Raw genomic sequence first — 24,410 nt, 5'->3', positions numbered from 1 at the left:
ATGGCGCACCACCACGACGACGACCGGCACGGACACGGACACGGACACGGACACGACGACGGCGACATCGACTGGGCCGAGATGGCCCACCTGCTCGAGACGCAGGCGGAACTCTTCACCCCGCTGTACGAACACGCCCTGAGCTGGCTGGCGAAGGAGGTGACCGAACCGGGACTGATCGTGGACGCCGGCAGCGGTCCCGGCGTCATCGCGTGCCTGTTCGCGGACACCTTCCCCGGCGCGCGGGTGGTGGCCGTCGACGGCTCCGAACCGCTGCTGGAGCGCGCCCGCGCCCGGGCGGAACGCGAGGGCGTCGCCGACCGGTTCGGCACCGTCGCCGGTGAACTCCCCGACGTGCTCGGCGAACTGGACTATCCCGCCGACCTGCTGTGGGCCAGCCGCAGCGTCCACCACCTGGGCGACCAGCGGGCCGCGCTGGCCGCCTGCGCCGCGCGGCTCGCCCCGGGCGGCACGCTCGCGGTGATGGAGGGCGGACTGCCCGCCCGTTTCCTGCCCCGCGACATCGGGTTCGGCCGGCCCGGACTCCAGGCGCGCATCGACGCGGCGGAACAGGACCGGTTCAGCCGTATGCGCGCCGAACTGCCGGGCTCGGTGCCCGCCGTCGAGGACTGGCCCGCGCTGCTGGTCTCGGCCGGCCTGCGCCACACCCGCTCGCGCACCTTCCTGCTCGACCTGCCCGCCCCGGCCACCGACCGCGCCCGCGCCTATGTGACCGCCGCCCTCACCCACACCCGCGACCTCCTCGCCGAGGACCTCGACGCCGACGACCGCGCCACCCTCGACCGGCTCCTCGACCCCGACGACCGCGCGAGCGTGCACCACCGGCCGGACGTGTTCGTCCTCGCGGCCCACACGGTCCATTCGGCGGTGCGCCCCGTGTGACGGCTTGACTTGGAGAACACTTCAACTGATGGACTCCCCGGCACGCAACGAGACACAGGGGGTTCCCATGACCGAGGACACGCGGGTCACGCTCATCACCGGGGGTGGCAGCGGGATCGGCGCCGCCGTCGCACGGCGGCTGCTGGACCAGGGACAGCGGGTGGTCGTCACCGGGCGCGGGGAGGAGCGGCTGCGCGGTTTCGCCAAGGAACTGGGCGAGCCGGAGGGGCTGTTGACCGTCCGGGGCGATGCGGCGGACTACGACGACGTGCGCTCCGCGGTCGGCGTGGCGCTGAGGGAGTTCGGCCGGCTGGACACCGTCGTCGCCAACGCGGGTTCCGCCACCCACGACTCGGTCGCCGAGGGAGATCCCGCCGGATGGACCCACATGGTGCTGACCAACGTCCTCGGTCCCGCGCTGCTGATCAGGGCCGCCGTCGACGCCCTGAAGGAGACCCGCGGACGCATCGTCCTGGTCGGCAGCGTCGCCGGGTTCGTGCCGACGCCGGGCAATCTGTACGGGGCGACCAAGTACGCGGTGACCGGGCTCGCCGAGAACACCCGGCGCCAGGTCACCGAGTGGGGCGTCGGCGTCACCCTGATCGCGCCCGGCCGGGTGGAGACCCCCTTCTGGGACGCCTACGGCAGCCTCCCGCCCGGTCACCTGCTGACCGCCGGTCAGATCGCCGACTCGATCGTGTGGGCCCTGTCCCAGCCGGCCGGAGTCGACGTCAACACCGTCGTCGTACGGCCCGTCGGGCAGCCCAACTAGACACGGGGCCGGCCTCCCCGACGCGGGGAGGCCGGCCCCGTGCCGTGCCGTGCCTTCAGCCGGCGTTGAACTCCGCCGGGTCGGGGCCCAGCCGCCGGTCCTCGTTGAGGGCGCTGATCGCGGCGAGGTCCTCGTCGTCCAGGCTGAAGCCGAAGACGTCGATGTTCTCCGCGATCCGCGACGGCGTCACCGACTTGGGGATGACGACGTTGCCCAGCTGGAGGTGCCAGCGCAGCACCACCTGGGCCGGTGTGCGGCCGTGCTTCCGGGCGATCGCCACGATCGCCGGGATCTCCAGGATGCCCTTGCCGGACCCGAGCGGCGACCACGCCTCGGTGGCGACGCCCTGCTCGGCGTGGTACTCACGCGCGGCGTGCTGCTGGAGGTGGGGGTGCAGTTCGATCTGGTTGACCGCCGGGACGACGGACGTCTCGGCGATCAGGTGGGCCAGGTGCTCCGGCAGGAAGTTGGACACGCCGATGGCGCGGACCCGGCCGTCGGCGTGCAGCTTCTCGAACGCCTTGTACGTGTCGACGTAACGTCCCCGGGCGGGCGTAGGCCAGTGGATGAGGTACAGGTCCACGTAGTCGAGGCCGAGCTTCGACAGGGACGTATCGAAGGCCCGCAGGGTGGAGTCGTACCCCTGGTCGCTGTTCCAGAGCTTGGTGGTGACGAACAGGTCCTCGCGCGGGACGCCCGAGCGCGCGATCGCCCGGCCGGTGCCCTCCTCGTTGCCGTAGGCCGCGGCGGTGTCGATGCTGCGGTAGCCCTCCTCCAGCGCCGTCGCCACGGCCGTCTCGGCCTCCGCGTCCGGCACCTGCCAGACGCCGAACCCCAGCTGGGGCATCTCGACGCCGTTGTTCAGGATGATCGGGGGGACCTTGCTCACGAGCTCTCTCGATCCTTCGGTTGGGGTCGGCTGTCACACCTGTTACCCCCATCGTCAACGATCACGGCCCGTGGCGCATTCCTGACCGGAGACATCACGCACGGTAGAGCGCCTCGACCTCCTCCCCGTACGCCTTCTCGATCGCCCTGCGCTTCAGTTTCAGCGACGGTGTGAGCAGTCCGTGCTCCTCGCTGAACGGCTGCGCCAGGATGCGGAAGGTGCGGATCGACTCGGTCTGCGAGACCAGGGTGTTGGCCGTGACCACCGCGCGCCGCACCTCCGTCTCCAGGTCCGCGTCGCGCACCAGCTCGGCCGGCGGCATCGGCGCCTTGCCGCGCATCGCCAGCCAGTGCTCCACGGCCTCCTGGTCGAGGGTGACCAGGGCGGCGACGTACGGGCGGTCGTTGCCGACCACGATGCACTGGCTGACCAGCGGATGGTCCCGGACCCGCTCCTCCAGCACCACCGGGGAGACGCTCTTGCCGCCCGAGGTCACCAGGATCTCCTTCTTGCGCCCGGTGATGGTCAGGTAGCCGTCCTCGTCCAGGGATCCGAGGTCACCGGTGGCCAGCCAGCCGTCGTGCAGGGTCTCGGCGGTGGCTTTGGCGTTGTTCAGGTAGCCCTGGAAGACGTTGTCGCCGTGCAGCCAGATCTCGCCGTCGTCCGCGAGGTGCACGGTGACGCCGGGCACGGGCAGGCCGACCGTGCCGAAACGGGTGCGCTCGGGCGGATTGGCGACCGCCGCCGCCGTCGACTCGGTGAGACCGTACCCCTCGTAGATGTGCACGCCGGCCCCGGCGAAGAACAGTCCGAGCCGGCGGTCCATCGCCGAACCGCCCGACATGGCGTGCCGGATCCTGCCGCCCATCGCCGCGCGCATCTTGGTGTAGACGAGCTTGTCGAAGAGCTGGTGCTGCATCCGCAGCGACGCCGACGGGCCGGGCCCGGTGCCCCAGGTCTTCGCCTCCATGGCGTCCGCGTACCTGATGGCCACGTCGACGGCCTTCTCGAAGGGCCCCGCGCGGCCCTCGCGTTCCGCCTTGCGCCGCGCCGCGTTGAACACCTTCTCGAAGATGTAGGGCACCGCCAGGAAGAACGTCGGGCGGAAGGCGGCCAGATCGGGCAGCAGGGCCGCCGCGTGCAGCTGCGGCTGGTGACCGAACCGCACCTTCCCGCGGATCGCCGCGACCTGCACCATCCGCCCGAAGACGTGCGCGAGCGGCAGGAACAGCAGCGTCGACGCCTCGTCGCCCCTGCGGGAGTGGAACACCGGCTCCCAGCGTGCGATGACGGTGTCCGTCTCGTACATGAAGTTGCCGTGCGTGAGCACACAGCCCTTGGGGCGGCCGGTGGTGCCCGAGGTGTAGATGACCGTCGCCACCGAGTCGGGCGTGACCGCCTGACGGTGCCGGTGCACCACCTCGTCATCGAGGTGGGCGCCCGCGTCGTACAGCTCCTGCACCGCGCCGGCGTCCAGCTGCCACAGCCGGCGCATCCGGGGCAGCCGGTCGATGACGGTGGCGATGGTCATCGCGTGGTCCTCGTGCTCCACGATCGCGGCCGTCACCTCGGCGTCGTGCAGCATCCAGTAGCACTGCTCGGCCGACGACGTGGGATAGACGGGCACCACCTGCGCGCCGACGGTCCACAGCGCGAAGTCGAACAGCGTCCACTCGTACCGGGTGCGGGACATGATCGCGACCCGGTCGCCGAACCGGATGCCGCCCGCGAGCAGGCCCTTGGCGAGGGCGAGCACCTCGTCGCGGAACTCGGCGGCGGACACGTCCCGCCAGCGGCCGGTGTCGTCCTTGCGGCCGAGCGCCACCCGTGAGGGGTCCTCCTCGGCGTACCGGAAGACCACGTCGGCCAGACCGCCCGCCGGAGGTTCCAAGGCCAACGGAGGGTTGGTGAATTCGCGCAAACCCCGCTCCCCGCTCGTCGGCGCCCGGACTGCCGCGGGACGTCGTCGTCCCGCCGGGCGCCGTGAAAGCTACCCCAAGGGCACGGAGGGCGGGAGGGGGCCGGAAACCCGGCGCGGCTCCCGTCCGCGCTGGTCAGGGGGAGGAAAATGCGCGCACAAGGGGAAGGGCCGGACAGAAACCTGACCGTGGAGTAAGTTTCGGTGGAGCTATCTCCACCGAATCTGTACGACCCCATGACCGGCCCTTGGGACGGCGCGGAAGCCCCACTCCTTCCAGCGCGCGCACCGGCCGGACCGTCACCCCCGTCACCGCCGTCCGCCGCGGTGCAGCCGGTCGCCGCCCGCCAGGACGGCCGCCGCCAGCGCGTCGGCGGCGCCCCGCGCGGCGGGCCGGTGCCGGCCGTGCACCACCACGAAGTCCACCTCGCCCGGCTGCGGCAGCCCCGCACGCTCCGGCATCCGCTCCAGCCCCGGCGGGATCAGCCCTCGCGAGTGCACCATCACGCCCAGCCCGGCGCGGGCCGCCGCGAGCAGACCGTTGAGGCTGCCGCTGGTGCAGACGATCCGCCACTGACGGCCCTCCCGCTCCAGCGCCCGCAGGGCCAGGGCCCGGGTGATGCCCGGCGGCGGGTAGACGATCAGCGGCACCGGACGGCCCGGGTCCAGGCGCAGTCCCGGCGTACCGATCCACACCAGCTCGTCGTGCCAGACCAGCTCGCCCCGGGGATCCTCCGGCCGCCGCTTGGCGAGCACCAGGTCCAGTCCGCCCGCGGCGAGCTGCTCGTGCAGGATGCCCGACAGCTCGACCGTCAGCTCCAGGTCGACCTCCGGGTGCTCGTGCCGGAACCGCCCGAGGATCTCCGGCAGCCGGGTCAGGACGAAGTCCTCCGACGCGCCGAACCGCAGCCGCCCCCGCAACCGCGTCCCGGTGAAGAACTGCGTCGCCTGCTCGTGCACGTCCAGGATGCGCCGGGCGAAACCCAGCATGGCCTCACCGTCCTCGGTCAGCTCCACCGAGTGGGTGTCCCGGCTGAACAGCTGCCGTCCGGTCGCCGCCTCCAGCCGCCGCACGTGCTGGCTCACCGTCGACTGGCGCAGTCCGAGCCGCCGCGCCGCCTGCGTGAAGCTCAGCGTCTGCGCCACCGACAGGAACGTCCGCAGCTGCGTCGGGTCGTACATGACACCTCAGCCTAGCCGCGCTCATCGCGGAACGTGATGACAGTGAGAGCGGTGTACCGGATTTCCGATCACGGGCGGGGGGAGCAGGATGGGACGGCACGATTCCGGCAGGGAGCACAAGCAAGTGGAGCACCGTGAAACGCCCGCACTGGCCGAGTTGGATACCGGTCGACCCGTACATCCTGCTCCTCCTCGCCACGGTGGGGCTCGCCGCGCTGCTGCCCGCCCGGGGGACGGGCGCGGACGTCGCCTCCGGTGCCTCGACCGCCGCCGTCGCACTGCTCTTCTTCCTCTACGGTGCCCGCCTCTCCACCCGTGAGGCGCTGGACGGGCTGAAGCACTGGCGGCTCCACGTCACCGTGCTGGCCTGCACCTTCGTCGTCTTCCCGGTGCTGGGTCTCGCCGCCCGCGGACTCGTCCCGGTGCTCCTGACCGACCCGCTGTACCAGGGCCTGCTCTTCCTCACCCTGGTCCCGTCGACCATCCAGTCCTCGATCGCCTTCACCTCCATCGCCCGCGGCAACGTGCCCGCCGCGATCTGCGCCGGCTCCTTCTCCTCGCTGGCCGGCATCGTCCTCACCCCGCTGCTCGCGGCGGTGCTGCTGGGCGGCGACGGGGGCGGGTTCTCCGGGGATTCGGTGCTGAGGATCGTGCTCCAGCTGCTGGTGCCGTTCGTCGCCGGGCAGCTGCTGCGCCGCTGGATCGGCGGGTTCGTCGCCCGCCACCGCACCGTGCTGGGCCTGGTCGACCGCGGCTCGATCCTGCTGGTCGTCTACACCGCGTTCAGCGCGGGCATGGTGCAGGGGATCTGGAACCGGGTGAGCCCCGCCCGGCTCGGCGCCCTGCTCGCCGTCGAGGCCGTCCTGCTCGCCGCGATGCTGCTGCTGACCTGGTACGGGGCCAAGGCGCTGCGGTTCGGCCGGGCGGACCGGATCGCCATCCAGTTCGCCGGCTCGAAGAAGTCGCTCGCCGCCGGGCTGCCCATGGCGAGCGTGCTGTTCGGGGCGCAGGCCGCGCTCGCCGTGCTGCCGCTGATGCTGTTCCACCAGATGCAGCTGATGGTGTGCGCGGTCATCGCCGGACGACGCTCGCACGACCCCGCCGAGGAGGCCGGCGGGGTCAGTGCCGCGGACCGAGGCGGACCGTCAAGAACCGGGGCCGGTACAGGGACACGTTCCGGCTGAGCATGGCGGCGGCCGAGGACATCTCCAGCCAGTTCACGTCGTAGCTCAGCACCAGCCGTCCGTCCCCGCTCAGCTCCGGGTGCGTCTGCGGGTTGTAGGCGGCCGTCCCGTTCCCGGGCAGTTCGGGGGTGAACTCGTGCGCCGGCCCGTGCCACGGCCCGGTCGGGGCGCAGGCCCAGTACGACGCCACCGTGGTCAGCCCCGCCGCGCCCGCGGCCATCGTGAACAGGACGTACGTCCCCCCGTCCCGGAGCACCGAGAACGCGCTGCCCACCCCGGTGCGCCGCCCGTCGCCGAGCACCGGATCCGGACGGGCGCGGGTCTGCCACTGTGAGCCGTCCCAGAACTCCCAGGCGGCCGGGTCACCGAGTCCGCCCTCCGGGACGCGCGCCACGTACGCGTGCGAGGCCGGACGGGAGGCGGGGCGGCCGTCGTCACCGCCGAACACGTAACTCCAGCCGTCCTCCTCGACGAGGGTGGTCCCGAACAGCACCCGCCGGGACGGATCGGCGACCTGCTGCTGGTCGAGCACCGTGACGACCGACTCCAGCCGCAGGTCGGGCAGGGAGAGCGTGGCGACCTCGGTGGCGGTGGGGACACCGTAGATCCACGGGTGCTGTCCGTCGCGGCGCACCCACAGCAGGACCTTCACGACCTGCTCGGCGGAGCCGGGGGAGCGCGCCTCGACCCGGGCGGCGACGGGCCAGCGCCACTGGCCCGGGGCCGGGTCGGGGAAGAGCGGAGCGGGCAGGGTGCCCTCGAGCCGGCCGTCGCGCATGAGCACGGCCGAGTTGCGCACCATCGGGGCGGTGGCGTCCCGCCAGGCGTACGACTCGCCGGCCGGGTTCGGCGGGCGGTGCACCCGGCCCAGGAACGTGTCGGAGAACAGCCACAGCAGCCGGCCGTCGGGCAGCCGCACCGAGTGGGTGCCGTCGCCGCCGGTCCAGTCGTCGGTGCGGCCGGCGTCGTCGCCGTAGCGGACGAACTCGGAGGTGAGGGCGGGCTCGGCGGTCCAGGAGGCGACCGTGCGGGGCCGGCAGTCGCCGGTGTCCTGTCCGCCGTCGTCGCCGGGGAGGCCGGTGAGCAGGACGGCGCCGAGGACCAGGGTCAGCGCCAGCGCGATCCCGGTCCCCGTCCGCTGCCGTGCTCGTGCTGCGTCGTCGGACACGCCCGGTGACGTTAGTGGATCGTCGCGGGCGGGGTCCATGGGGCCCGGTACGGGGGCGGGGCGCCGCGGCGGGGCGGGGGTGCTCCGCGCGGCGGGTCAGTCCCGGGCGGCCTCGGCCCTCAGGGTGATGCGGTCCTCACCCGCGTACACGTTCATGGAACGGCCGCGAAGGAAGCCCACCAGTGTCAGCCCCGTCTCCGCCGCCAGGTCCACGGCCAGCGAGGACGGTGCCGAGACGGCCGCGAGCACCGGGATGCCGGCCATGACCGCCTTCTGCGCCAGCTCGAAGGAGGCCCGCCCGGAGACCATCAGGATCGACCGGGACAGCGGCAGCCCGCCGCTCTGCAGGGCATGGCCGACCACTTTGTCGACCGCGTTGTGCCGGCCCACGTCCTCGCGGACGTCGAGGAGGCCGCCCTGCTCGTCGAAGAGGGCCGCGGCGTGCAGGCCGCCGGTGCGGTCGAAGACCCGCTGCGAGGCGCGCAGCCGGTCGGGGAGAGCGGCCAGCAGTTCCGGCTCCACGCGCAGCGGGGGAGTGTCGGCGATGGGATGGCGGGCCGTCGTGCGCACCGCGTCGAGGCTGGCCTTGCCGCACAGGCCGCAGGAGGACGTGGTGTAGACGTTGCGTTGCAGCGTGATGTCCGGGACCGCCACATGGGCGGCGGTCCGCACGTCGACCACGTTGTAGGTGTTCGACCCTCCCGCGCTCCCGGGTCCGCTCGAGCGGGAGGTGTCCCCGGCGGTGGCCCCGGCGCAGTAGACGATGTTCCGCAGGTCGTCCGCGGCGGCCAGCACCCCCTCGCTCACCAGGAAGCCGGCCGCCAGCGCGAAGTCGTCGCCCGGGGTGCGCATGGTGACGGCGAGGGGCCTGCCGTTCAGCCTGATCTCCAGGGGTTCCTCGGCGACGAGCGTGTCGGGGCGACTGGAGACGGCTCCGTCCCGGATGCGGAGCACCTTGCGTCGTTCCGTGACTCGTCCCATGTCCCACCAGTTCCGCTCGGTCCCGGCCTCCACGATCTCACGGCCCCGTACAGGGGGCGTGGGGCCGCTGTACCGGTGGGGTCCGACCCGTGTCCCCGGCAATCCGTTCCCCTGTCCCGGCCCGGCGGGGGCTGACGGAAGCCGACAAGCCTGGTGGGTGTTTCCTGTCGCTTCACCTGCCGTCGTACCGGTGAGTCACTGATCAGACTGGTGCATCCTGCAGCCAAAAACGAGGGGGATCCGCCCATGATCGGCTCACGCATCGCCGGCCTCGGCCACTACCAGCCCGCCCGGGTCCTCACCAACGAGGACCTCGCGGGCATGGTCGACACCAGCGACGCGTGGATCAGCAGCCGGGTGGGCATCCGGACCCGTCACATCGCCGGCCCCGACGAACCCGTCGACGAACTGGCCGCGCACGCCGCCGCCAAGGCCCTGGCGGCGGCCGGCCGCACACCCGCCGAGATCGACCTGGTCCTGGTCGCCACGTCCACCGCGATCGACCGCTCGCCCAACATGGCCGCCCGGGTCGCCGCCCGCCTCGGCATGCCCCGGCCCGCCGTCATGGACATCAACGTCGTGTGCGCCGGGTTCACCCACGCCCTCGCCACCGCAGACCACGCCGTGCGGGCCGGTGGCGCGAGCCGGGTGCTGGTCGTCGGCGCCGACAAGATGTCCGAGGTGGCCGACTGGACCGACCGCTCCACCTGCGTCCTCGTCGGCGACGGGGCGGGCGCCGCCGTGGTGGAGGCATGCTCCCCGCAGGAACGGGCGGGAATCGGCCCGGTGCTGTGGGGCTCGGTACCAGAGATGGGCAACGCGGTGCGGATCGAGGGGACGCCGCCGCGGTTCGCCCAGGAGGGACAGAGCGTCTACCGCTGGGCCGCCACCCGACTGCCGGTCGTCGCCCGCCAGGCCTGCGAGAAGGCGGGCCTGGCCCCGGAGGACCTCGCCGGGGTGGTGCTGCACCAGGCCAACCTGCGGATCATCGAACCCCTCGCCCGCCGGCTCGGCGCCGTCAACGCCGTCGTGGCCCGCGATGTCACCGAGTCCGGCAACACCTCGGCCGCGAGCATCCCGCTGGCCTTCTCCAAGCTCGTCGAACGGGGCGCCGTGTCGACCGGCGACCCCGTACTGCTCTTCGGCTTCGGCGGGAACCTGTCGTACGCGGGACAGGTCGTGCGCTGCCCCTGACCGGCCGTCCGGGCCGGCTGCCGCTGACGGGCCGTCCGCCGTCCGGGCCGGCTCAGGGCCGCTGACCGGCCGGGCAGTCGTAGGTCAGGCCGGTCGTGGCGGTACGGACGGCGGGGGACAGGATCCGCAGCTGCGCCCGTGCCTCGTAGCGGCCCGCGCCCTCGAAGGTCCACAGCAGGTGCAGCCGCGTCTGCCTCTGCCCCGGCGCCACCTCCTCGCGCAGGACACCGGACGACGTGCCGTCGCTGCGGGTCCAGCGGTAGGTCAGGGTGCCAGGGCGGCCGTTGGTGGTGACCGTGCCGACGAGGTCCGCGGTGCCGCCGCAGCCCACCGCCGCGGACGGCGCCGTGACCGCCGCGTCCCGCACCGCCAGCGACGGGCCGAGCCGCTGCCAGGCCAGCAGGGCCAGGACGGCGAGCAGCACGACGGCCGGCAGCGCGTACCGGCGGGCACCGGTACGGCGCGGCGGCAGCGGCGCGGGGGGCGGCGGCCGGGTGGACCGGTGCGCGAGCGCGCCCGGCACACCAGGGCCGAAACGCAGCACCGCACCCTCGATCCGGTCCGGCCGGACACCGGTGTCCCGTACGGTCGCCGTCACCGGGGTGTCCTGTTCGGGCCGCTGGATCCAGTGGCTCCCCAGCACGGTGGCGCTGTAGTCGTCGCCGGGTGGGGGAGCGGGCTCGTTCGCCGGCCTCATCGCAGCTCGCACCGCCTGGTGAGCAGGTGCCGGGAGGCGCCCCCGTCGGCGGACGCCGGTGTGGTCGTCGCCACCACCGTCCAGGAGCAGGCACGGTTGTGGAAGACGTGTTCGGCGGTCAGCGTGTACTGGGTGGCGCCGCCGCGTTCGAAGACCTGACCGGCGCCGTCCGGGCTCCCCGGACCGCCCGGGGTGTCGGCCGTGGACCAGCGGAGGCCGATCGACACCGGCCCGGGGCCGTCCGTGACGACGGTGACCGTGACCGTGGCGGCGTCGGGGCCCGTCTGCCGGAACTCCGACACGGTGACGTCCTCGACCGCGGGCGCGGGCGGGACGGTGGTGGTGGGGGACGCGGCCGGGGTGCCGGTCGCGGGCGTCGGGGCGGCGGGTGTGCCCGCGCCGGGATCGGTGCCCGGCTCCGTGCCCGGGTCGGGTCCCGCCCCCGGACCCGTGTCCGGGGTGGCCGGGCTCGTCCCGGGGGCCGGGGCCGTACCGGTGGCGCCGGGCGACGGTCCGCCGGGGCTCGCGGTCGCCGGCGCGGCGGGCGACCCCGCGGGAGTGGGCGGCGACGGCGGGGGCGGACCCGATGCCGCGTCGGGCACGGCGCTGGTGGTGGCCAGCGCCTCGGCGGCCCGCTCCCCCCTCCCGCCGGTGTCCGGTGGCGCGGCGTACGCCAGCAGGAGGGCCAGGAGCACGGCGGCCGCGGCGGCGAGCATCCCCGGCCCCGTCGGCTTCCACGCCTGCGCCCGGCCCCGCCCCGGCGGCCGGCGCAGCACGGTGTGCGCGGTGTCGGTCGCCGGCCGTCCCTCCGTACGGGCCGACGGCAGCAGCAGTGGGAGCAGCGCCACCAGCGCGGCCAGCCGGCGGCGGCCCCGCTCCTCCCAGCCGGGCCCGTACGCCGTGCCGGCGGCGGCCTCCAGTTCGGCGACGAACGCCTCGGCGTCGGCCGGCCGCCCGGACGCCTCCTTGGCCAGGCCACGGCGGACCAGGGAGCGCACCGCCTCGGGCACCTCGTCCGCCGGGACCGGTGCGTCGACGTGCCGCAGTGCCAGCTCGGCGATGTTGTCGCCCGCGTAGGGCCTGCGGCCGGTGAGGCACTCGAAGAAGGTCGCCGTGGCCGCGTACACGTCGGTGGCCGGGGAGGCGGGCTCGCCGCGCCACTGCTCGGGCGCCATGTAGGAGGGGGTGCCCGCCACCCCGGCGCGCGCACGGGTGCCGACCGCGATCCCGAAGTCCACGAGCTTCGACACGCCGTCCGGCGTGACCAGGACGTTCTCCGGCTTGTAGTCGCGGTGCACCACCCCGAGACGGTGCGCGTCGGCCAGGCCCAGCAGCGACCCCCTCAGGATGAGCAGCGCGGCCTCGGGATCCAGCGGGCCCCGCCGGGCCAGCAGGGCCCGCAGCGACACGCCGTCCACCAGCTCCATCACGATGGCGGCGCCGTCCGGGCTCTCCACGTACTCGTACAGGCCCGCGACGTGCGGACTGTCCAGCCCGCCGAGCAGCCGTGCCTCGGCGCGGAACCCGTGCACGAAACCGGGGCGCGTGTGCAGCGTCTCGCTGAGGTACTTGACCGCGACCGGCACACCGGTCACCTCGTGCACCGCCAGCACCACACGCCCGCTCGCCCCGGCCCCGAGCTCCAGCGACTCGGCGTATCCCGGCACCGTCCACGCACTCATCGACACCCCCCCGGGGCCGGTCTCCGTGCCCCGGAGCGGCACGGCACTCCGGGGCGTACGGCCCTCGCGATGACAGACACACTTCCCGCCACCGCGGTTGCGGAAAGCGCCTGCCTTCGCCCACCGGCGGCTCCGGACACCGGCCGTCGGTCCTGCACCGGGACGGCCCGTGCCGACCGGCCGCGGACGCGTCTTTGTCCTGTGAGTGGAAAAAGTAGGGGGCAATTCCTGCGCGACTTCTTCCCACCTCCGGCAGGCGCTGCTACTTTCCCCTCCGAAGGAACGCCACACACCGTGGCCGGAACCCGGCACGCACAGGCCGACGAGGCGGGGAGGGGCTCGTGAGACGCATGACGGCGCGACCCGCGAACGCCCATCAGGCACGGCTGCTGCGGCTGCTGCGTGACGGCGGCCCCAACTCCCGTGCCCAGCTGGGCGACCAGGTCGACCTCTCGCGGTCGAAACTGGCCGTGGAGGTGGACCGGCTGCTGGAGACGGAACTCGTCGTGGCCGACGGACTCGCCGCCTCGCGCGGCGGCCGGCGCTCCCACAACATCCGTCTCAACCCGCACCTGCGGTTCCTCGGCGTCGACATCGGCGCGACCTCGGTCGACGTCGCCGTCACCAACGCCGAACTGGAGATCCTCGGGCACATCAACCAGCCCATGGACGTACGCGAGGGGCCGGTCGCGGTCTTCGAGCAAGTGCTGTCCATGGCAGCGAAGTTGAAGGCCTCCGGGTTCGCGGAGGGGTTCGACGGCGCCGGCATCGGCGTCCCGGGCCCGGTCCGCTTCCCCGAGGGCATCCCGGTGGCTCCGCCGATCATGCCGGGCTGGGACGGCTTCCCCGTGCGGGAGGCACTCAGCCAGGACCTCGGCTGCCCGGTCATGGTCGACAACGACGTGAACCTGATGGCCATGGGGGAGCAGCACGCCGGTGTCGCCCGCACCGTCGGGGACTTCCTCTGCGTCAAGATCGGCACCGGTATCGGCTGCGGCATCGTCGTCGGCGGGGAGGTGCACCGCGGCGCCACGGGCAGCGCGGGCGACATCGGGCACATCCAGGCCGTGCCCGACGGCCGTCCGTGCGCCTGCGGCAACCGGGGCTGTCTGGAGGCGCACTTCTCCGGCGCGGCCCTCGCCCGGGACGCCATGGAGGCCGCCCAGCAGCAGCGCTCCGCGGAACTCGCCGGCCGGCTGGAGGCCAACGGCACGCTCAGCGCCCTCGACGTCGCCGCCGCCGCGGCGGCCGGTGACGCCACCGCCCTCGACCTGATCCGTGAGGGCGGCAACCGAACCGGCCAGGTCATCGCCGGCCTGGTCAGCTTCTTCAATCCCGGCCTGGTGGTGATCGGCGGCGGGGTGACCGGCCTCGGCCACACCCTGCTCGCCGCGATCCGCACCCAGGTCTACCGCGGGTCGCTGCCGCTGGCCACCAACAACCTGCCCATCGTCCTGGGGGAGCTGGGTCCCACTGCCGGAGTCATCGGCGGAGCCCGGCTGATCAGCGACCATCTGTTCTCACCCGCGTAAGCAGCACCGCCCTTCGCCACCCTGCTCGACCGCACGGAACAGCACCGCCCTACGTCACCTCTGCTCGACGGAACAGCTCCACCCATCGTCAGCTCCACCCTTCGCCACCCCTGCTCGACGGCACAGCTCCGCCCACCCCGAGCGCCCCGCGCCCGTCACGCCCACGTCACCGCAAGGCACCACGCCCGCCGTTCGCCGCACCGCCGACACGAGCGGCAACGCCCTCCGTTCCCCGCATCCGCCACCCACCAGCGCCCGCCAACGCGCTGCTCCGCCCTGCCCGCACACGCCTGCCCCGCGAGGGGACCGCCCTGACACCGGCCCCGCACGCCCGCCGAGGGGAATCCGCATGGCACCACAACCACCGCTGCTCAGCATGTCCGGCATCACCAAGTCGTTCCCCGGAGTCCGGGCCCTGGACGGCGTCGACCTCGACGTCCAGGCCGGCGAGGTGCACTGCCTGCTCGGCCAGAACGGCGCCGGCAAGTCCACCCTGATCAAGGTGCTGGCCGGCGCCCACCAGCCCGACTCGGGCACCATCCGCTGGCGCGGCGACGACGTCACGCTCCGTTCGCCGATCGCCGCCATGCGTCTCGGCATCGCCACCATCTACCAGGAACTCGACCTGGTGGAACACCTGTCGGTCGCCGAGAACGTCCACCTCGGCCACGAACCCACCACCGCCGGGTTCGTCGTCCGGGGCAGGACCGCCAAGGCGTCGACCGCCGCCCTCCTCGAACGGCTCGGCCACCCGGAGATCGACCCGGGCCGGCTGGTGGGGGACCTCTCGGCGGCGCACCAGCAGATCGTGTCGATGGCACGGGCCCTCTCCCACGAGGTGCGGCTCATCGTCATGGACGAGCCGTCCGCCGCCCTCGACCCGGACGAGGTCGACAACCTCTTCCGCATCGTCGGCGACCTCACCGCCGACGGCGTCGCCGTCGTCTACATCTCGCACCGGCTCGAGGAGATCCGGCGCATCGGCGACCGGGTCACCGTCCTCAAGGACGGCCGGGCCGTGGCCGGAGGACTGCCCGCGAAGTCGACGCCGACCAAGGAGGTGGTCGCGCTGATGACGGGACGCAACGTCGAGTACGTCTTCCCGCCGCGGCCCGCCACCGCCCCGCAGGGCGACCCGGTGCTGGTCGTCGAAGGACTCGCCCGCAAGGGCGAGTTCGCGCCGATCGACCTCCAGGTGCGCCCCGGCGAGATCGTCGGGCTGGCCGGACTCGTCGGATCGGGACGCTCCGAGATCCTGGAGACGGTCTACGGCGCCCGCAGGCCCGACACCGGCCGCGTGCTCGTCGACGGGAAGCCGCTGAAGCCGGGCAGCGTACGGGCCGCCGTGCGCGCCGGGCTCGGCCTGGCCCCCGAGGAACGCAAGGCGCAGGCGCTGCTCATGCTGGAGTCCGTCACCCGCAACGTGTCGGTCTCCACCCTGCCCCGCTTCGCGCGGCTCGGCTGGATCGACCGCGGCGCCGAACTGGGGGCGGCGCGCGCGGCGGTCCGCGAACTGTCCCTGCGGCCCGACAACCCGAACGTGCCCGTGCGCACCCTGTCCGGCGGCAACCAGCAGAAGGCCGTGCTCGCCCGCTGGCTGCTGCGCGGCTGCCGGGTGCTGCTGCTGGACGAACCCACCCGCGGCGTCGACGTCGGCGCCCGTGCGGAGCTGTACGCGGTGGTGCGCCGGCTGGCCGACGAGGGCCTCGCCGTGCTGCTGGTCTCCAGCGAGGTGCCCGAGGTCCTCGGGCTCGCCGACCGCGTCCTGGTCCTGCGCGAGGGCGACGTCGTCCACACCTCGCCCGCCCGCGAACTCGACGAACACCGTGTACTCGACCTGGTCATGGAAGGAAGCCCGGCGTCATGACGCAGCCCGTCTCCCCGCCGCGGGACAGCACCGGCAAGGTGCCGTCGGCCGCCGAACCACCCGCCTGGCGCGCCGTGCTGTTCCGCGCCGACGTCCGCACGATGTCCCTGCTCGGCGTACTCGCCGTACTGATCCTGATCGGCGGCATCACCAAACCGGACCAGTTCCTGGACACCCGCAACCTCCAGCTCGTCCTCACCCAGGCCTCCGTCATCGGTGTCGTCACCGTCGGCATGACCTTCGTCATCATCTCCGGCGGCATCGACCTGTCGGTCGGCGCGATCGTCGCCCTCGCCTCGGTGTGGGCCACCACGGTCGCCACCCAGGAGTACGGCTTCGCCGGCATCCTCTTCACCGCCGTCCTCGTGGGCCTCGGGTGCGGGCTGGTCAACGGGGTGCTCATCGCGTACGGCGGGATGGTCCCCTTCATCGCCACCCTCGCCATGCTCGCCTCGGCCCGCGGTCTCGCCCTGCAGATCACCGACGGGCGCACCCAGATCGTCACCGTCGACAGCGTCCTGGACCTCGGCGAGCGCGACTCCTACGTCCTCGGCATCCCGCCGCTGGTCCTGGTGTTCGCGGCCGTCACCGTCATCGGCTGGCTGGTGCTCAACCGGACCACCTTCGGCCGCCGCAGCGTCGCCGTCGGCGGCAACGCGGAGGCCGCCCGGCTGGCCGGCATCGACGTCCGCCGCCAGCGGCTCTACCTGTACCTGCTGTCCGGACTGTGCTGCGGCATCGCGGCCTTCCTGCTGATCGTCCTGGCCGGCTCCGGCCAGAACACCAACGGCAACCTCTACGAACTCGACGCCATCGCCGCCGCGATCATCGGCGGCACCCTCCTCACCGGCGGCCGCGGCACCATCGTCGGCTCCGTCCTCGGCGTCCTGATCTTCACCACCATCACCAACATCTTCGCCCTGAACAACCTGCAGAGCGACGTCCAGCAGATCGCCAAGGGCGCGATCATCGTCGCCGCCGTGCTGGTCCAGCGCCGTACCGCGAGCACGACCTGAGGAAAGGGTTCACCGCCATGTCACAGACGCCTTTCACGAGCCGCAGAGGACTGCTCTTCGGGGCGGCCGCCGTATCCGCCGGCGTGCTCGTCACCGGCTGCACGAGCAACGAGCCCAGTGAGGACAAGCAGGCCGCCGACAACCAGCCCGCCGCCGACGACAAGCCCGGCAAGCCGGTCACCATCGGCTTCGCCGGACCGCAGGCCGACCACGGCTGGCTGAACGCCATCAACGACAACGCCAAGAAGCGCGCGGAGAAGTACAGCGACGTCACCCTGGAGATCACCGAGGGTTCCAACGACACCGCCCAGCAGATCGGCCAGATCGAGACCCTCATCAACAAGAAGGTCGACGTGCTGGTGATCCTGCCCGCCGACGGCAAGGCCCTCACCCAGGTCGGACTCAAGGCGATGCGCGCCGGCATCCCCGTCGTCAACCTCGACCGCATCTTCAACACCCCGCAGGCGTACCGCTGCTGGGTCGGCGGCGACAACTACGGCATGGGCCTGAACGCCGGCCACTACATCGGCGAGAAACTCAAGGGCAAGCCGGACGCCAAGGTCATCGAGCTGGCCGGCCTGGACAACCTGGAGCTGACCAAGCAGCGCACCCAGGGCTTCGACGACGCGCTGAAGAACTACCCCAACATCAAGAAGGTGGCCCGCCAGGCCGCCGAGTTCACCGTCGAGTCCGGCCAGGCCAAGATGGCCCAGCTGCTCCAGGCCCAGTCGCGGATCGACGCGCTGTGGAACCACGACGACGACCAGGGCGTGGGCGCGCTGCGCGCCATCGAACAGGCCGGCCGGGACGAGTTCCTGATGGTGGGCGGCGCCGGAGCGCTCTCCGCCTTCGAAGCCATCAAGGCCGACGACGGTGTCCTGAAGGCCACCGTCCTGTACCCGCCGACCATGGCCGCCTCCGCGATCGACCTCGCCCGCGCCCTCGGCCAGGGCAAGGGCGTCGGCGGCCTCGCCGAGTTCGAGATCCCCTCGTCGGTGACCTGCTACTCGGCCGTCGTCGACAAGGACAACGTGGACCAGTACATGTCCACCGGCTTCAAGTGAGGCGCCCCGCCCCACGGGCCTGACCAGCCCACCGGGCGGGGGCCCACCCCCCGCCCGCCACGACGACGAGGAGGACATCCGCATGGCACAGCCGCAAGCGTCCGAAGGGGACCGGACGGGGAAGCCACCGCTGCGCATCGGCATGGTCGGTTACGCGTTCATGGGCGCCGCCCACTCCCAGGGCTGGCGCACCGCCCGGCACGTCTTCGACCTGCCGCTCAGCCCCGAACTGGCCGTGATCTGCGGCCGGGACGCCGACGCCGTGCGCGCCGCGGCCGACCGGCACGGCTGGGCCGGCACCGAGACCGACTGGCACACCCTGGTCGAGCGGGACGACATCGACCTCGTCGACATCTGCACCCCCGGCGACAGCCACGCCGAGATCGCGCTGGCAGCGCTCGCCGCGGGCAAGCACGTACTGTGCGAGAAGCCCCTCGCCAACACCGTCACCGAGGCCGAGGCAATGGCCCGCGCCGCGCAAGAGGCGGCCGGGCGCGGCCAGTTGGCGATGGTCGGCTTCAACTACCGCCGGGTGCCGGCGACCGCGCTGGCCCGCCGGATGGTGGCAGAGGGCCGGATCGGCACCCTGCGGCACGTGCGGGTGGCCTACCTCCAGGACTGGCTGGTGGATCCGCGGTTCCCGCTGACCTGGCGGCTGCGCCGGGAGCAGGCCGGTTCCGGATCGCTCGGCGACCTCGGCGCGCACATCGTCGACCTGGCCCAGTACCTCGCCGGCGAGCAGCTCGCCGGCGTCTCCGCGCTCACCGAGACCTTCGTACGGGAGCGGCCCCTGCCCGGCGCCCCCAGCAGCGGCCTGGCCGCCGTCTCCGCGAGCGGCACCGGGCAGGTCACCGTCGACGACGCCGCCCTGTTCACCGGCCGCTTCACCTCCGGCGCCCTCGCCTCCTTCGAGGCCACCCGGTACGCCACCGGACGCAAGAACGCGCTGCGCATCGAACTCAACGGTGAGCGCGGCTCGCTCGCCTTCGACCTGGAACGGCTCAACGAGCTGCAGTTCCACGACGGCACCGAGCCCGCCGCACACGCCGGGTTCCGCCGCATCCTCGTCACCGAACCCGACCACCCCTACCTCGAGGCCTGGTGGCCGCCGGGCCACGGCCTCGGCTACGAGCACACCTTCGTGCACCAGGCCCGCGACCTGGTCCACGCCGTCGCCGAGGGCCGGAGCCCCGAGCCCTCCTTCGCCGACGGCCTCCAGGTCCAGCGCGTCCTGGCGGCGGTCGAGGAGAGCGCCGAGAAGAACTCCGTCTACACCCCCATCGCCGCCTGAGAGGACGGACAACGGATGCCGCGCACCTTCACACTGTTCACCGGCCAGTGGGCGGACCTGCCCCTGGAGGAGGTCTGCCGACTCGCCCGCGACTTCGGCTACGACGGCCTCGAACTCGCTTGCTGGGGCGACCACTTCGAGGTGGACAAAGCGCTCGCCGACCCCGCCTACGTCGCCGGGCGCCACCAGCTCCTGGAGAAGTACGGCCTGAAGTGCTGGGCCGTCTCCAACCACCTGGTCGGCCAGGCGGTCTGCGACGCCATCATCGACGAACGCCACCGGGCGATCCTGCCCGACCGCATCTGGGGCGACGGCGAGCCCGAGGGCGTACGGCAGCGCGCCGCCGCCGAGATCAAGGACACCGCGCGCGCGGCGGCCCTGCTCGGCGTCGACACCGTCATCGGCTTCACCGGCTCCGCCATCTGGCACCTGGTCGCCATGTTCCCGCCCGCCCCCGAGTCGATGATCGAACGCGGCTACGAGGACTTCGCCGAGCGCTGGAACCCGATCCTGGACGTCTTCGACACCGAGGGCGTGCGCTTCGCCCACGAGGTGCACCCCAGCGAGATCGCCTACGACTACTGGACGACCGTACGCGCCCTGGAGGCCGTCGACCGCCGGCCCGCCTTCGGCCTCAACTTCGACCCCTCCCACTTCGTGTGGCAGGACCTCGACCCGGTCGGCTTCCTTCTGGACTTCCGCGACCGGATCTACCACGTCGACTGCAAGGAGGCCCGCAAGCGCCTCGACGGCCGCAACGGCCGCCTCGGCTCCCACCTCCCCTGGGGCGACCCCCGCCGCGGCTGGGACTTCGTCTCCGCCGGGCACGGCGACGTCCCCTGGGAGGACGTCTTCCGCATGCTGCGTTCCATCGACTACCAGGGGCCCGTCTCCGTCGAGTGGGAGGACGCCGGCATGGACCGTCTCCAGGGCGCCCCCGAAGCACTGACCCGCCTCAAGGCGTACGACTTCGAGCCGCCCAGCGCCTCCTTCGACGCCGCGTTCAACAGCTGACCCGAGCGCCCGGCGGCCGTTCCCGCAGCGGGGAGCGCCGCCCGGCGGCAGCCAGGGGCCGGGGGACCGGTGGGTCCGCCGTCCCCCGGCCGGGGCTGCCCGCATCCCGCTTTGTCCTGAACCGGGAAAAAGTGCAACCAGTCCGGTTCCAAGGGCTGTTCGCCCCGGACGAACGCGGTTACCGTCCCTGAAGTGCTCAGGACACGCACGCCTCCGGGGTGACGGCGCACCCCGGCGCCCGCACGCACCGCACGCACCACATGTCTTCGCACCTGTTCCGTACGGCCCCACCCCGTTCCCGGAGGGACTTCGTGCACAGAAGCAGACTCACATCCACCCACGCCACCAGGCGCCGACCCGCACTGCGCACCGGACTCGCCCTGTTCACCGGACTGCTGCTGGCCGTGGGCACCCCGGCCACCGTCGCCGGAGCCCACCCCGGACACCCGGAGCACGACGAACCGGCCGCCGCCGAGGGGCAGTTCCAGCAGGTGCCGCTCGCCAAGGGCGAACCCGAGACGGGCGAGCCGATGTCGCTCACGGTGCTCCCGGACCGCAGCGTCCTGCACACCTCGCGCGATGGCACCCTCCGCCTCACCGACCAGGGCGGCGTCACCAAGGTCGCCGGCAAGATCCCCGTCTACAGCCACGACGAGGAGGGTCTGCAGGGCGTCGGAGTCGACCCGGACTTCGAGAACAACCGGGCGATCTACCTCTACTACGCCCCGCCGCTCGACACCCCCGAGGGCGACGCCCCGGAGAACGGCACGGCCGCGGACTTCGCGAAGTTCGACGGCGTCAACCGCCTCTCCCGGTTCGTCCTCAACGCCAACGGCACGCTGGACATGGCCAGCGAGAAGAAAGTCCTGGACGTCGCCGCCTCCCGCGGCACCTGCTGCCACGTCGGCGGCGACATCGACTTCGACGCCGAGGGCAACCTCTACCTGTCCACCGGCGACGACACCAACCCCTTCGCCTCCGACGGGTACACGCCCATCGACGACCGGCCCGACCGCAACCCGGCCTTCGACGCCCGCCGCAGCTCCGGCAACACCAACGACCTGCGCGGCAAGATCCTCCGCATCAAGGTCGCCGAGGACGGCTCGTACACCGTCCCGGAGGGCAACCTCTTCGCCCCCGGCACCGAGAAGACCCGCCCCGAGATCTACGCCATGGGCTTCCGCAACCCGTTCCGGATGAGCGTCGACGACAAGACCGGCATCGTCTACGTCGGTGACTACGGACCCGACGCCGGCGCCGCCGACCCCGACCGCGGCCCGGCGGGACAGGTGGAGTTCGCCAAGGTCACCGAGGCCGCCAACTTCGGCTGGCCGTTCTGCACCGGCGACAACGACGCCTACAACGACTACGACTTCGCCACCGGCGCGTCCGGCGCGAAGTTCGACTGCGCCGCCCCGAAGAACACCTCCCCGCACAACACCGGTCTCACCGACCTGCCGCCCGCCCAGGCCGCCTGGATCCCCTACGACGGCGGCAGCGTGCCCGAGTTCGGCAGCGGCTCCGAGTCCCCGATGGCCGGCCCGGTCTACCGCTACGACCCCGAGCTCGACTCCTCGGTCAAGTTCCCCGAGGCGTACGACGGTGACTTCTTCGCGGGCGAGTTCGGCCGCCGCTGGATCAAGCGGATCGAGCAGAACGGGGACGGCACGGTCGCCAAGATCAACGACTTCCCGTGGACCGGCACCCAGATCATGGACATGGAGTTCGGCCCCGACGGCGCGCTCTACGTCCTCGACTACGGCGTCTCCTGGTTCCAGGGCGACGAGCACTCCGCCCTGTACCGGATCGAGAACGCCGAGGACGGCTTCTCCCCGATCGCCGAGGTCAGCGCGGACACGACGTCCGGCGCGGTCGGTCTGAAGGTGAAGTTCACGGCCTCCGCCAAGGACGCCGACTCCCCGGACCTCACCTACGGCTGGGACTTCGGCGACGGCACCACGGGCGAGGGACTCACCCCCACCCACAAGTACAAGAAGGCCGGCACCTACACCGCCACCTTCACCGCGAAGGACCCCGAGGGCAACACCGGCAACGCCAGCGTCCGGATCGTCGTCGGCAACACCGAACCCACGGTGACCATCGAGGTCCCGGGCAACGGCAGCCTGGCAGCCTTCGGTGAGCCCGTCCCGTTCAAGGTGAAGGTCACCGACCCCGAGGAGCGGGTCGACTGCTCCAAGGTCAAGGTCGTCTACAGCCTCGGCCACGACTCCCACGCGCACGAGCTGACCAGCGAGACGGGCTGCGAGGGCACCCTCGAGCCGCCCGCCGGCGACGGCGGTCACGACCCCAACGCCAACATCTACGGCGTCGTCGGCGCCAGTTACACCGACGGCGGGGCGAACGGCCAGGAGGCCCTGACCGGCACCGCCCGCACCGTGCTCCAGCCGCTGCACCGCCAGGCCGAGCACTTCACCACCCAGCAGGGCGTGTCGGTGATCGACAAGACGGGCGCGAACGGCGGCAAGACCGTCGGTGACGTCCACGACGGCGACTGGATCTCCTTCACCCCCTACCGGTTCGACGGGCAGAAGAAGCTGACCGTCCGGGCCTCCTCCGGCGGCTCCGGCGGCTTCGTCGAGGTACGCACCGGATCGCCCGACGGCACGCTGCACGGCTCGGCGTACATCCCGCCGACCGGCGGCTGGGAGACCTTCCAGAACGTCGACGTGCCGCTGCGCTCGCTGCCGAAGAAGACCACGGAGGTCTACCTGGTCTTCCGGGGCGGCGAGGGCGCGCTGTACGACGTGGACGACTTCGAGTTCTCCAAGGAGCCGTTCAAGCAGGGCAAGAAGGTCCTGGTCTTCTCCAAGACCGCCGGCTTCCGGCACGACTCCATCGGGGAGGGCGTCGCCGCCCTGAAGGAACTGGGCGCCCCGGCCGGCATCACGGTCACCGCCACCGAGGAGGCCCGCCAGTTCACCACCGCCAACCTCGCCAAGTACGACGCGGTCGCCTTCCTGTCCACCACCGGTGACGTCCTGAACGCCGAACAGCAGCAGGCGTTCGAGAACTACGTCAAGAACGGCGGCGGCTACATGGGGATCCACGCCGCCGCCGACACCGAGTACGACTGGGAGTTCTACGGCGGCCTCGTCGGCGCCTACTTCGACTCCCACCCGGCCATCCAGCAGGCCACCGTGCGCGTCCACGACCACGACCACCCGTCCACCGCGCACCTGGAGGACACCTGGGAGCGCACCGACGAGTGGTACAACTACCGCACCAACCCGCGTGACCAGGCCAAGATCCTCGCCACCCTCGACGAGACCACCTACCAGGGCGGCACCATGAAGGGCGACCACCCGATCGCCTGGTGCCAGAACTACGGCGGCGGCCGCTCCTTCTACACCGGCGGCGGCCACACCAAGGAGTCCTACGCCGACGAGGCGTTCCGCGGCCATCTGCTCGGCGGCATGCAGTACGCCACCGGCCAGGTCAAGGCGGACTGCAAGCCGGACAAGGGCTACCGGCAGATCTTCAACGGCCAGACCCTGGACGGCTGGAAGCAGGCCGGCCCGGGCAAGTTCACCGTCAAGGACGGCACCCTGGAGTCCGAGGGCGGCATGGGCCTGCTCTGGTACCAGGCCAAGGAGCTGACGTCGTACTCCCTCAAGCTCGACTGGAAGATGCGGGGCGACGACAACTCCGGGATCTTCGTGGGCTTCCCCGCCTCCGACGACCCCTGGTCCGCGGTGAACAAGGGCTACGAGATACAGATCGACGCCACGGACGCGCCCGACCGCACCACGGGCTCCGTCTACTCGTTCAAGTCGGCCAACCTCAAGGCCCGTGACCAGGTCCTGCGCCCGCCCGGCCAGTGGAACTCCTACGAGATCAAGGTCCGGGGCGAACGCCTTCAGGTGTTCCTCAACGGAGTCAAGATCAACGACTTCACCAACAAAGACCCCGAGCGGAGCCTGACCGACGGCTACATCGGCCTGCAGAACCACGGCGCCGCCGACCATGTCACCTTCCGCAACATCCAGGTGAAGGAACTGCCCTCCTAGGGCGACCGGAACGGCGGCGGGCGGAGGA

Annotated in this window: 18 protein-coding genes; 11 read left to right on the top strand and 7 right to left on the bottom strand. The window is 72.3% G+C overall.

The features are described from left to right. Positions 1-903 (top strand): class I SAM-dependent methyltransferase, encoded by a 903-nt coding sequence (locus ACZ6A9_RS26040; protein WP_468989706.1) that lies wholly within the window; start codon positions 1-3, stop codon positions 901-903. A 67-nt stretch (positions 904-970) separates the two neighbouring features. Continuing rightward, positions 971-1,675 carry an SDR family oxidoreductase gene (locus ACZ6A9_RS26035; protein WP_468989702.1) on the top strand — a complete coding sequence of 235 codons (705 nt, stop codon included), beginning with the start codon at positions 971-973 and terminating at the stop codon, positions 1,673-1,675. Positions 1,676-1,730: 55 nt separating this feature from the next. On the opposite strand, the gene ACZ6A9_RS26030 is transcribed toward ACZ6A9_RS26035, so the two are convergent. The 3 genes from ACZ6A9_RS26030 to ACZ6A9_RS26020 form a co-directional block, all read right to left on the bottom strand. Next, entirely contained in the window at positions 1,731-2,522 is a 792-nt protein-coding gene (locus tag ACZ6A9_RS26030) for an aldo/keto reductase (protein WP_468989982.1), read from the bottom strand. Positions 2,523-2,658: 136 nt separating this feature from the next. Continuing rightward, the gene (locus ACZ6A9_RS26025) at positions 2,659-4,485 is read right to left on the bottom strand and encodes an AMP-dependent synthetase/ligase (RefSeq protein ID WP_468989698.1); all 1,827 of its coding nucleotides are present in this window, start codon (positions 4,483-4,485) and stop codon (positions 2,659-2,661) included. A 306-nt stretch (positions 4,486-4,791) separates the two neighbouring features. Beyond that, complete coding sequence (locus ACZ6A9_RS26020) at positions 4,792-5,664, bottom strand: LysR substrate-binding domain-containing protein (protein ID WP_468989696.1); 873 nt, start codon at positions 5,662-5,664, stop codon at positions 4,792-4,794. Positions 5,665-5,798: 134 nt separating this feature from the next. Here ACZ6A9_RS26020 and ACZ6A9_RS26015 point away from each other — a divergent pair, with 134 nt between their 5' ends. Then, complete coding sequence (locus tag ACZ6A9_RS26015; RefSeq protein ID WP_468989694.1) at positions 5,799-6,848, top strand: bile acid:sodium symporter family protein; 1,050 nt, start codon at positions 5,799-5,801, stop codon at positions 6,846-6,848. Here ACZ6A9_RS26015 and ACZ6A9_RS26010 read toward each other — a convergent pair. Then, positions 6,784-8,016 (bottom strand): DUF4185 domain-containing protein, encoded by a 1,233-nt coding sequence (locus tag ACZ6A9_RS26010; protein ID WP_468989692.1) that lies wholly within the window; start codon positions 8,014-8,016, stop codon positions 6,784-6,786. The genes ACZ6A9_RS26015 and ACZ6A9_RS26010 overlap by 65 nt on opposite strands. A 96-nt stretch (positions 8,017-8,112) precedes the next feature. Beyond that, on the bottom strand, positions 8,113-8,997 hold the full coding sequence (fdhD, locus tag ACZ6A9_RS26005; RefSeq protein ID WP_468989691.1) for a formate dehydrogenase accessory sulfurtransferase FdhD: 885 nt from the start codon (positions 8,995-8,997) through the stop codon (positions 8,113-8,115). A gap of 246 nt (positions 8,998-9,243) precedes the next feature. Here fdhD and ACZ6A9_RS26000 point away from each other — a divergent pair, with 246 nt between their 5' ends. Beyond that, positions 9,244-10,191: a beta-ketoacyl-ACP synthase III gene (locus ACZ6A9_RS26000; protein WP_468989688.1), complete on the top strand. Its 948-nt coding sequence runs from the start codon at positions 9,244-9,246 to the stop codon at positions 10,189-10,191. 52 nt (positions 10,192-10,243) lie between these two features. On the opposite strand, the gene ACZ6A9_RS25995 is transcribed toward ACZ6A9_RS26000, so the two are convergent. Both ACZ6A9_RS25995 and ACZ6A9_RS25990 read right to left on the bottom strand, forming a co-directional pair. After that, on the bottom strand, positions 10,244-10,888 hold the full coding sequence (locus ACZ6A9_RS25995) for a hypothetical protein (RefSeq protein WP_468989686.1): 645 nt from the start codon (positions 10,886-10,888) through the stop codon (positions 10,244-10,246). Further along, the gene (locus tag ACZ6A9_RS25990; RefSeq protein WP_468989683.1) at positions 10,885-12,570 is read right to left on the bottom strand and encodes a serine/threonine-protein kinase; all 1,686 of its coding nucleotides are present in this window, start codon (positions 12,568-12,570) and stop codon (positions 10,885-10,887) included. Before ACZ6A9_RS25990 ends, ACZ6A9_RS25995 begins: the two co-directional genes overlap by 4 nt. Positions 12,571-12,920: 350 nt before the next feature. Between ACZ6A9_RS25990 and ACZ6A9_RS25985 the strand changes: the two genes are divergently transcribed. From ACZ6A9_RS25985 to ACZ6A9_RS25955, 7 genes are all read left to right on the top strand, one after another. Next, a complete protein-coding gene (locus tag ACZ6A9_RS25985; protein WP_468989681.1) occupies positions 12,921-14,102 on the top strand; it encodes an ROK family protein in 1,182 nt (393 codons plus the stop codon). 349 nt (positions 14,103-14,451) lie between these two features. Next, positions 14,452-15,969, top strand: coding sequence for a sugar ABC transporter ATP-binding protein (locus ACZ6A9_RS25980; RefSeq protein WP_468989679.1), 1,518 nt, complete (start codon positions 14,452-14,454; stop codon positions 15,967-15,969). Continuing rightward, on the top strand, positions 15,966-16,985 hold the full coding sequence (locus tag ACZ6A9_RS25975) for an ABC transporter permease (protein ID WP_468989676.1): 1,020 nt from the start codon (positions 15,966-15,968) through the stop codon (positions 16,983-16,985). Before ACZ6A9_RS25980 ends, ACZ6A9_RS25975 begins: the two co-directional genes overlap by 4 nt. Before the next feature lie 17 nt (positions 16,986-17,002). Continuing rightward, entirely contained in the window at positions 17,003-18,049 is a 1,047-nt protein-coding gene (locus tag ACZ6A9_RS25970) for a substrate-binding domain-containing protein (protein ID WP_468989675.1), read from the top strand. An 82-nt stretch (positions 18,050-18,131) separates the two neighbouring features. Next, entirely contained in the window at positions 18,132-19,340 is a 1,209-nt protein-coding gene (locus tag ACZ6A9_RS25965) for a Gfo/Idh/MocA family protein (RefSeq protein ID WP_468989673.1), read from the top strand. Between the two features lie 15 nt (positions 19,341-19,355). After that, on the top strand, positions 19,356-20,354 hold the full coding sequence (locus ACZ6A9_RS25960; protein WP_468989671.1) for a sugar phosphate isomerase/epimerase family protein: 999 nt from the start codon (positions 19,356-19,358) through the stop codon (positions 20,352-20,354). A 311-nt stretch (positions 20,355-20,665) separates the two neighbouring features. Further along, complete coding sequence (locus tag ACZ6A9_RS25955; protein WP_468989669.1) at positions 20,666-24,382, top strand: ThuA domain-containing protein; 3,717 nt, start codon at positions 20,666-20,668, stop codon at positions 24,380-24,382. The last annotated feature ends 28 nt before the right edge of the window (positions 24,383-24,410 follow it).

The organism is Streptomyces sp. NPDC041124, assembly GCF_055592385.1.
The sequence above is the reverse complement of the archived record's forward strand: the minus strand, read 5'-3'. Positions and strand labels throughout refer to the sequence as shown.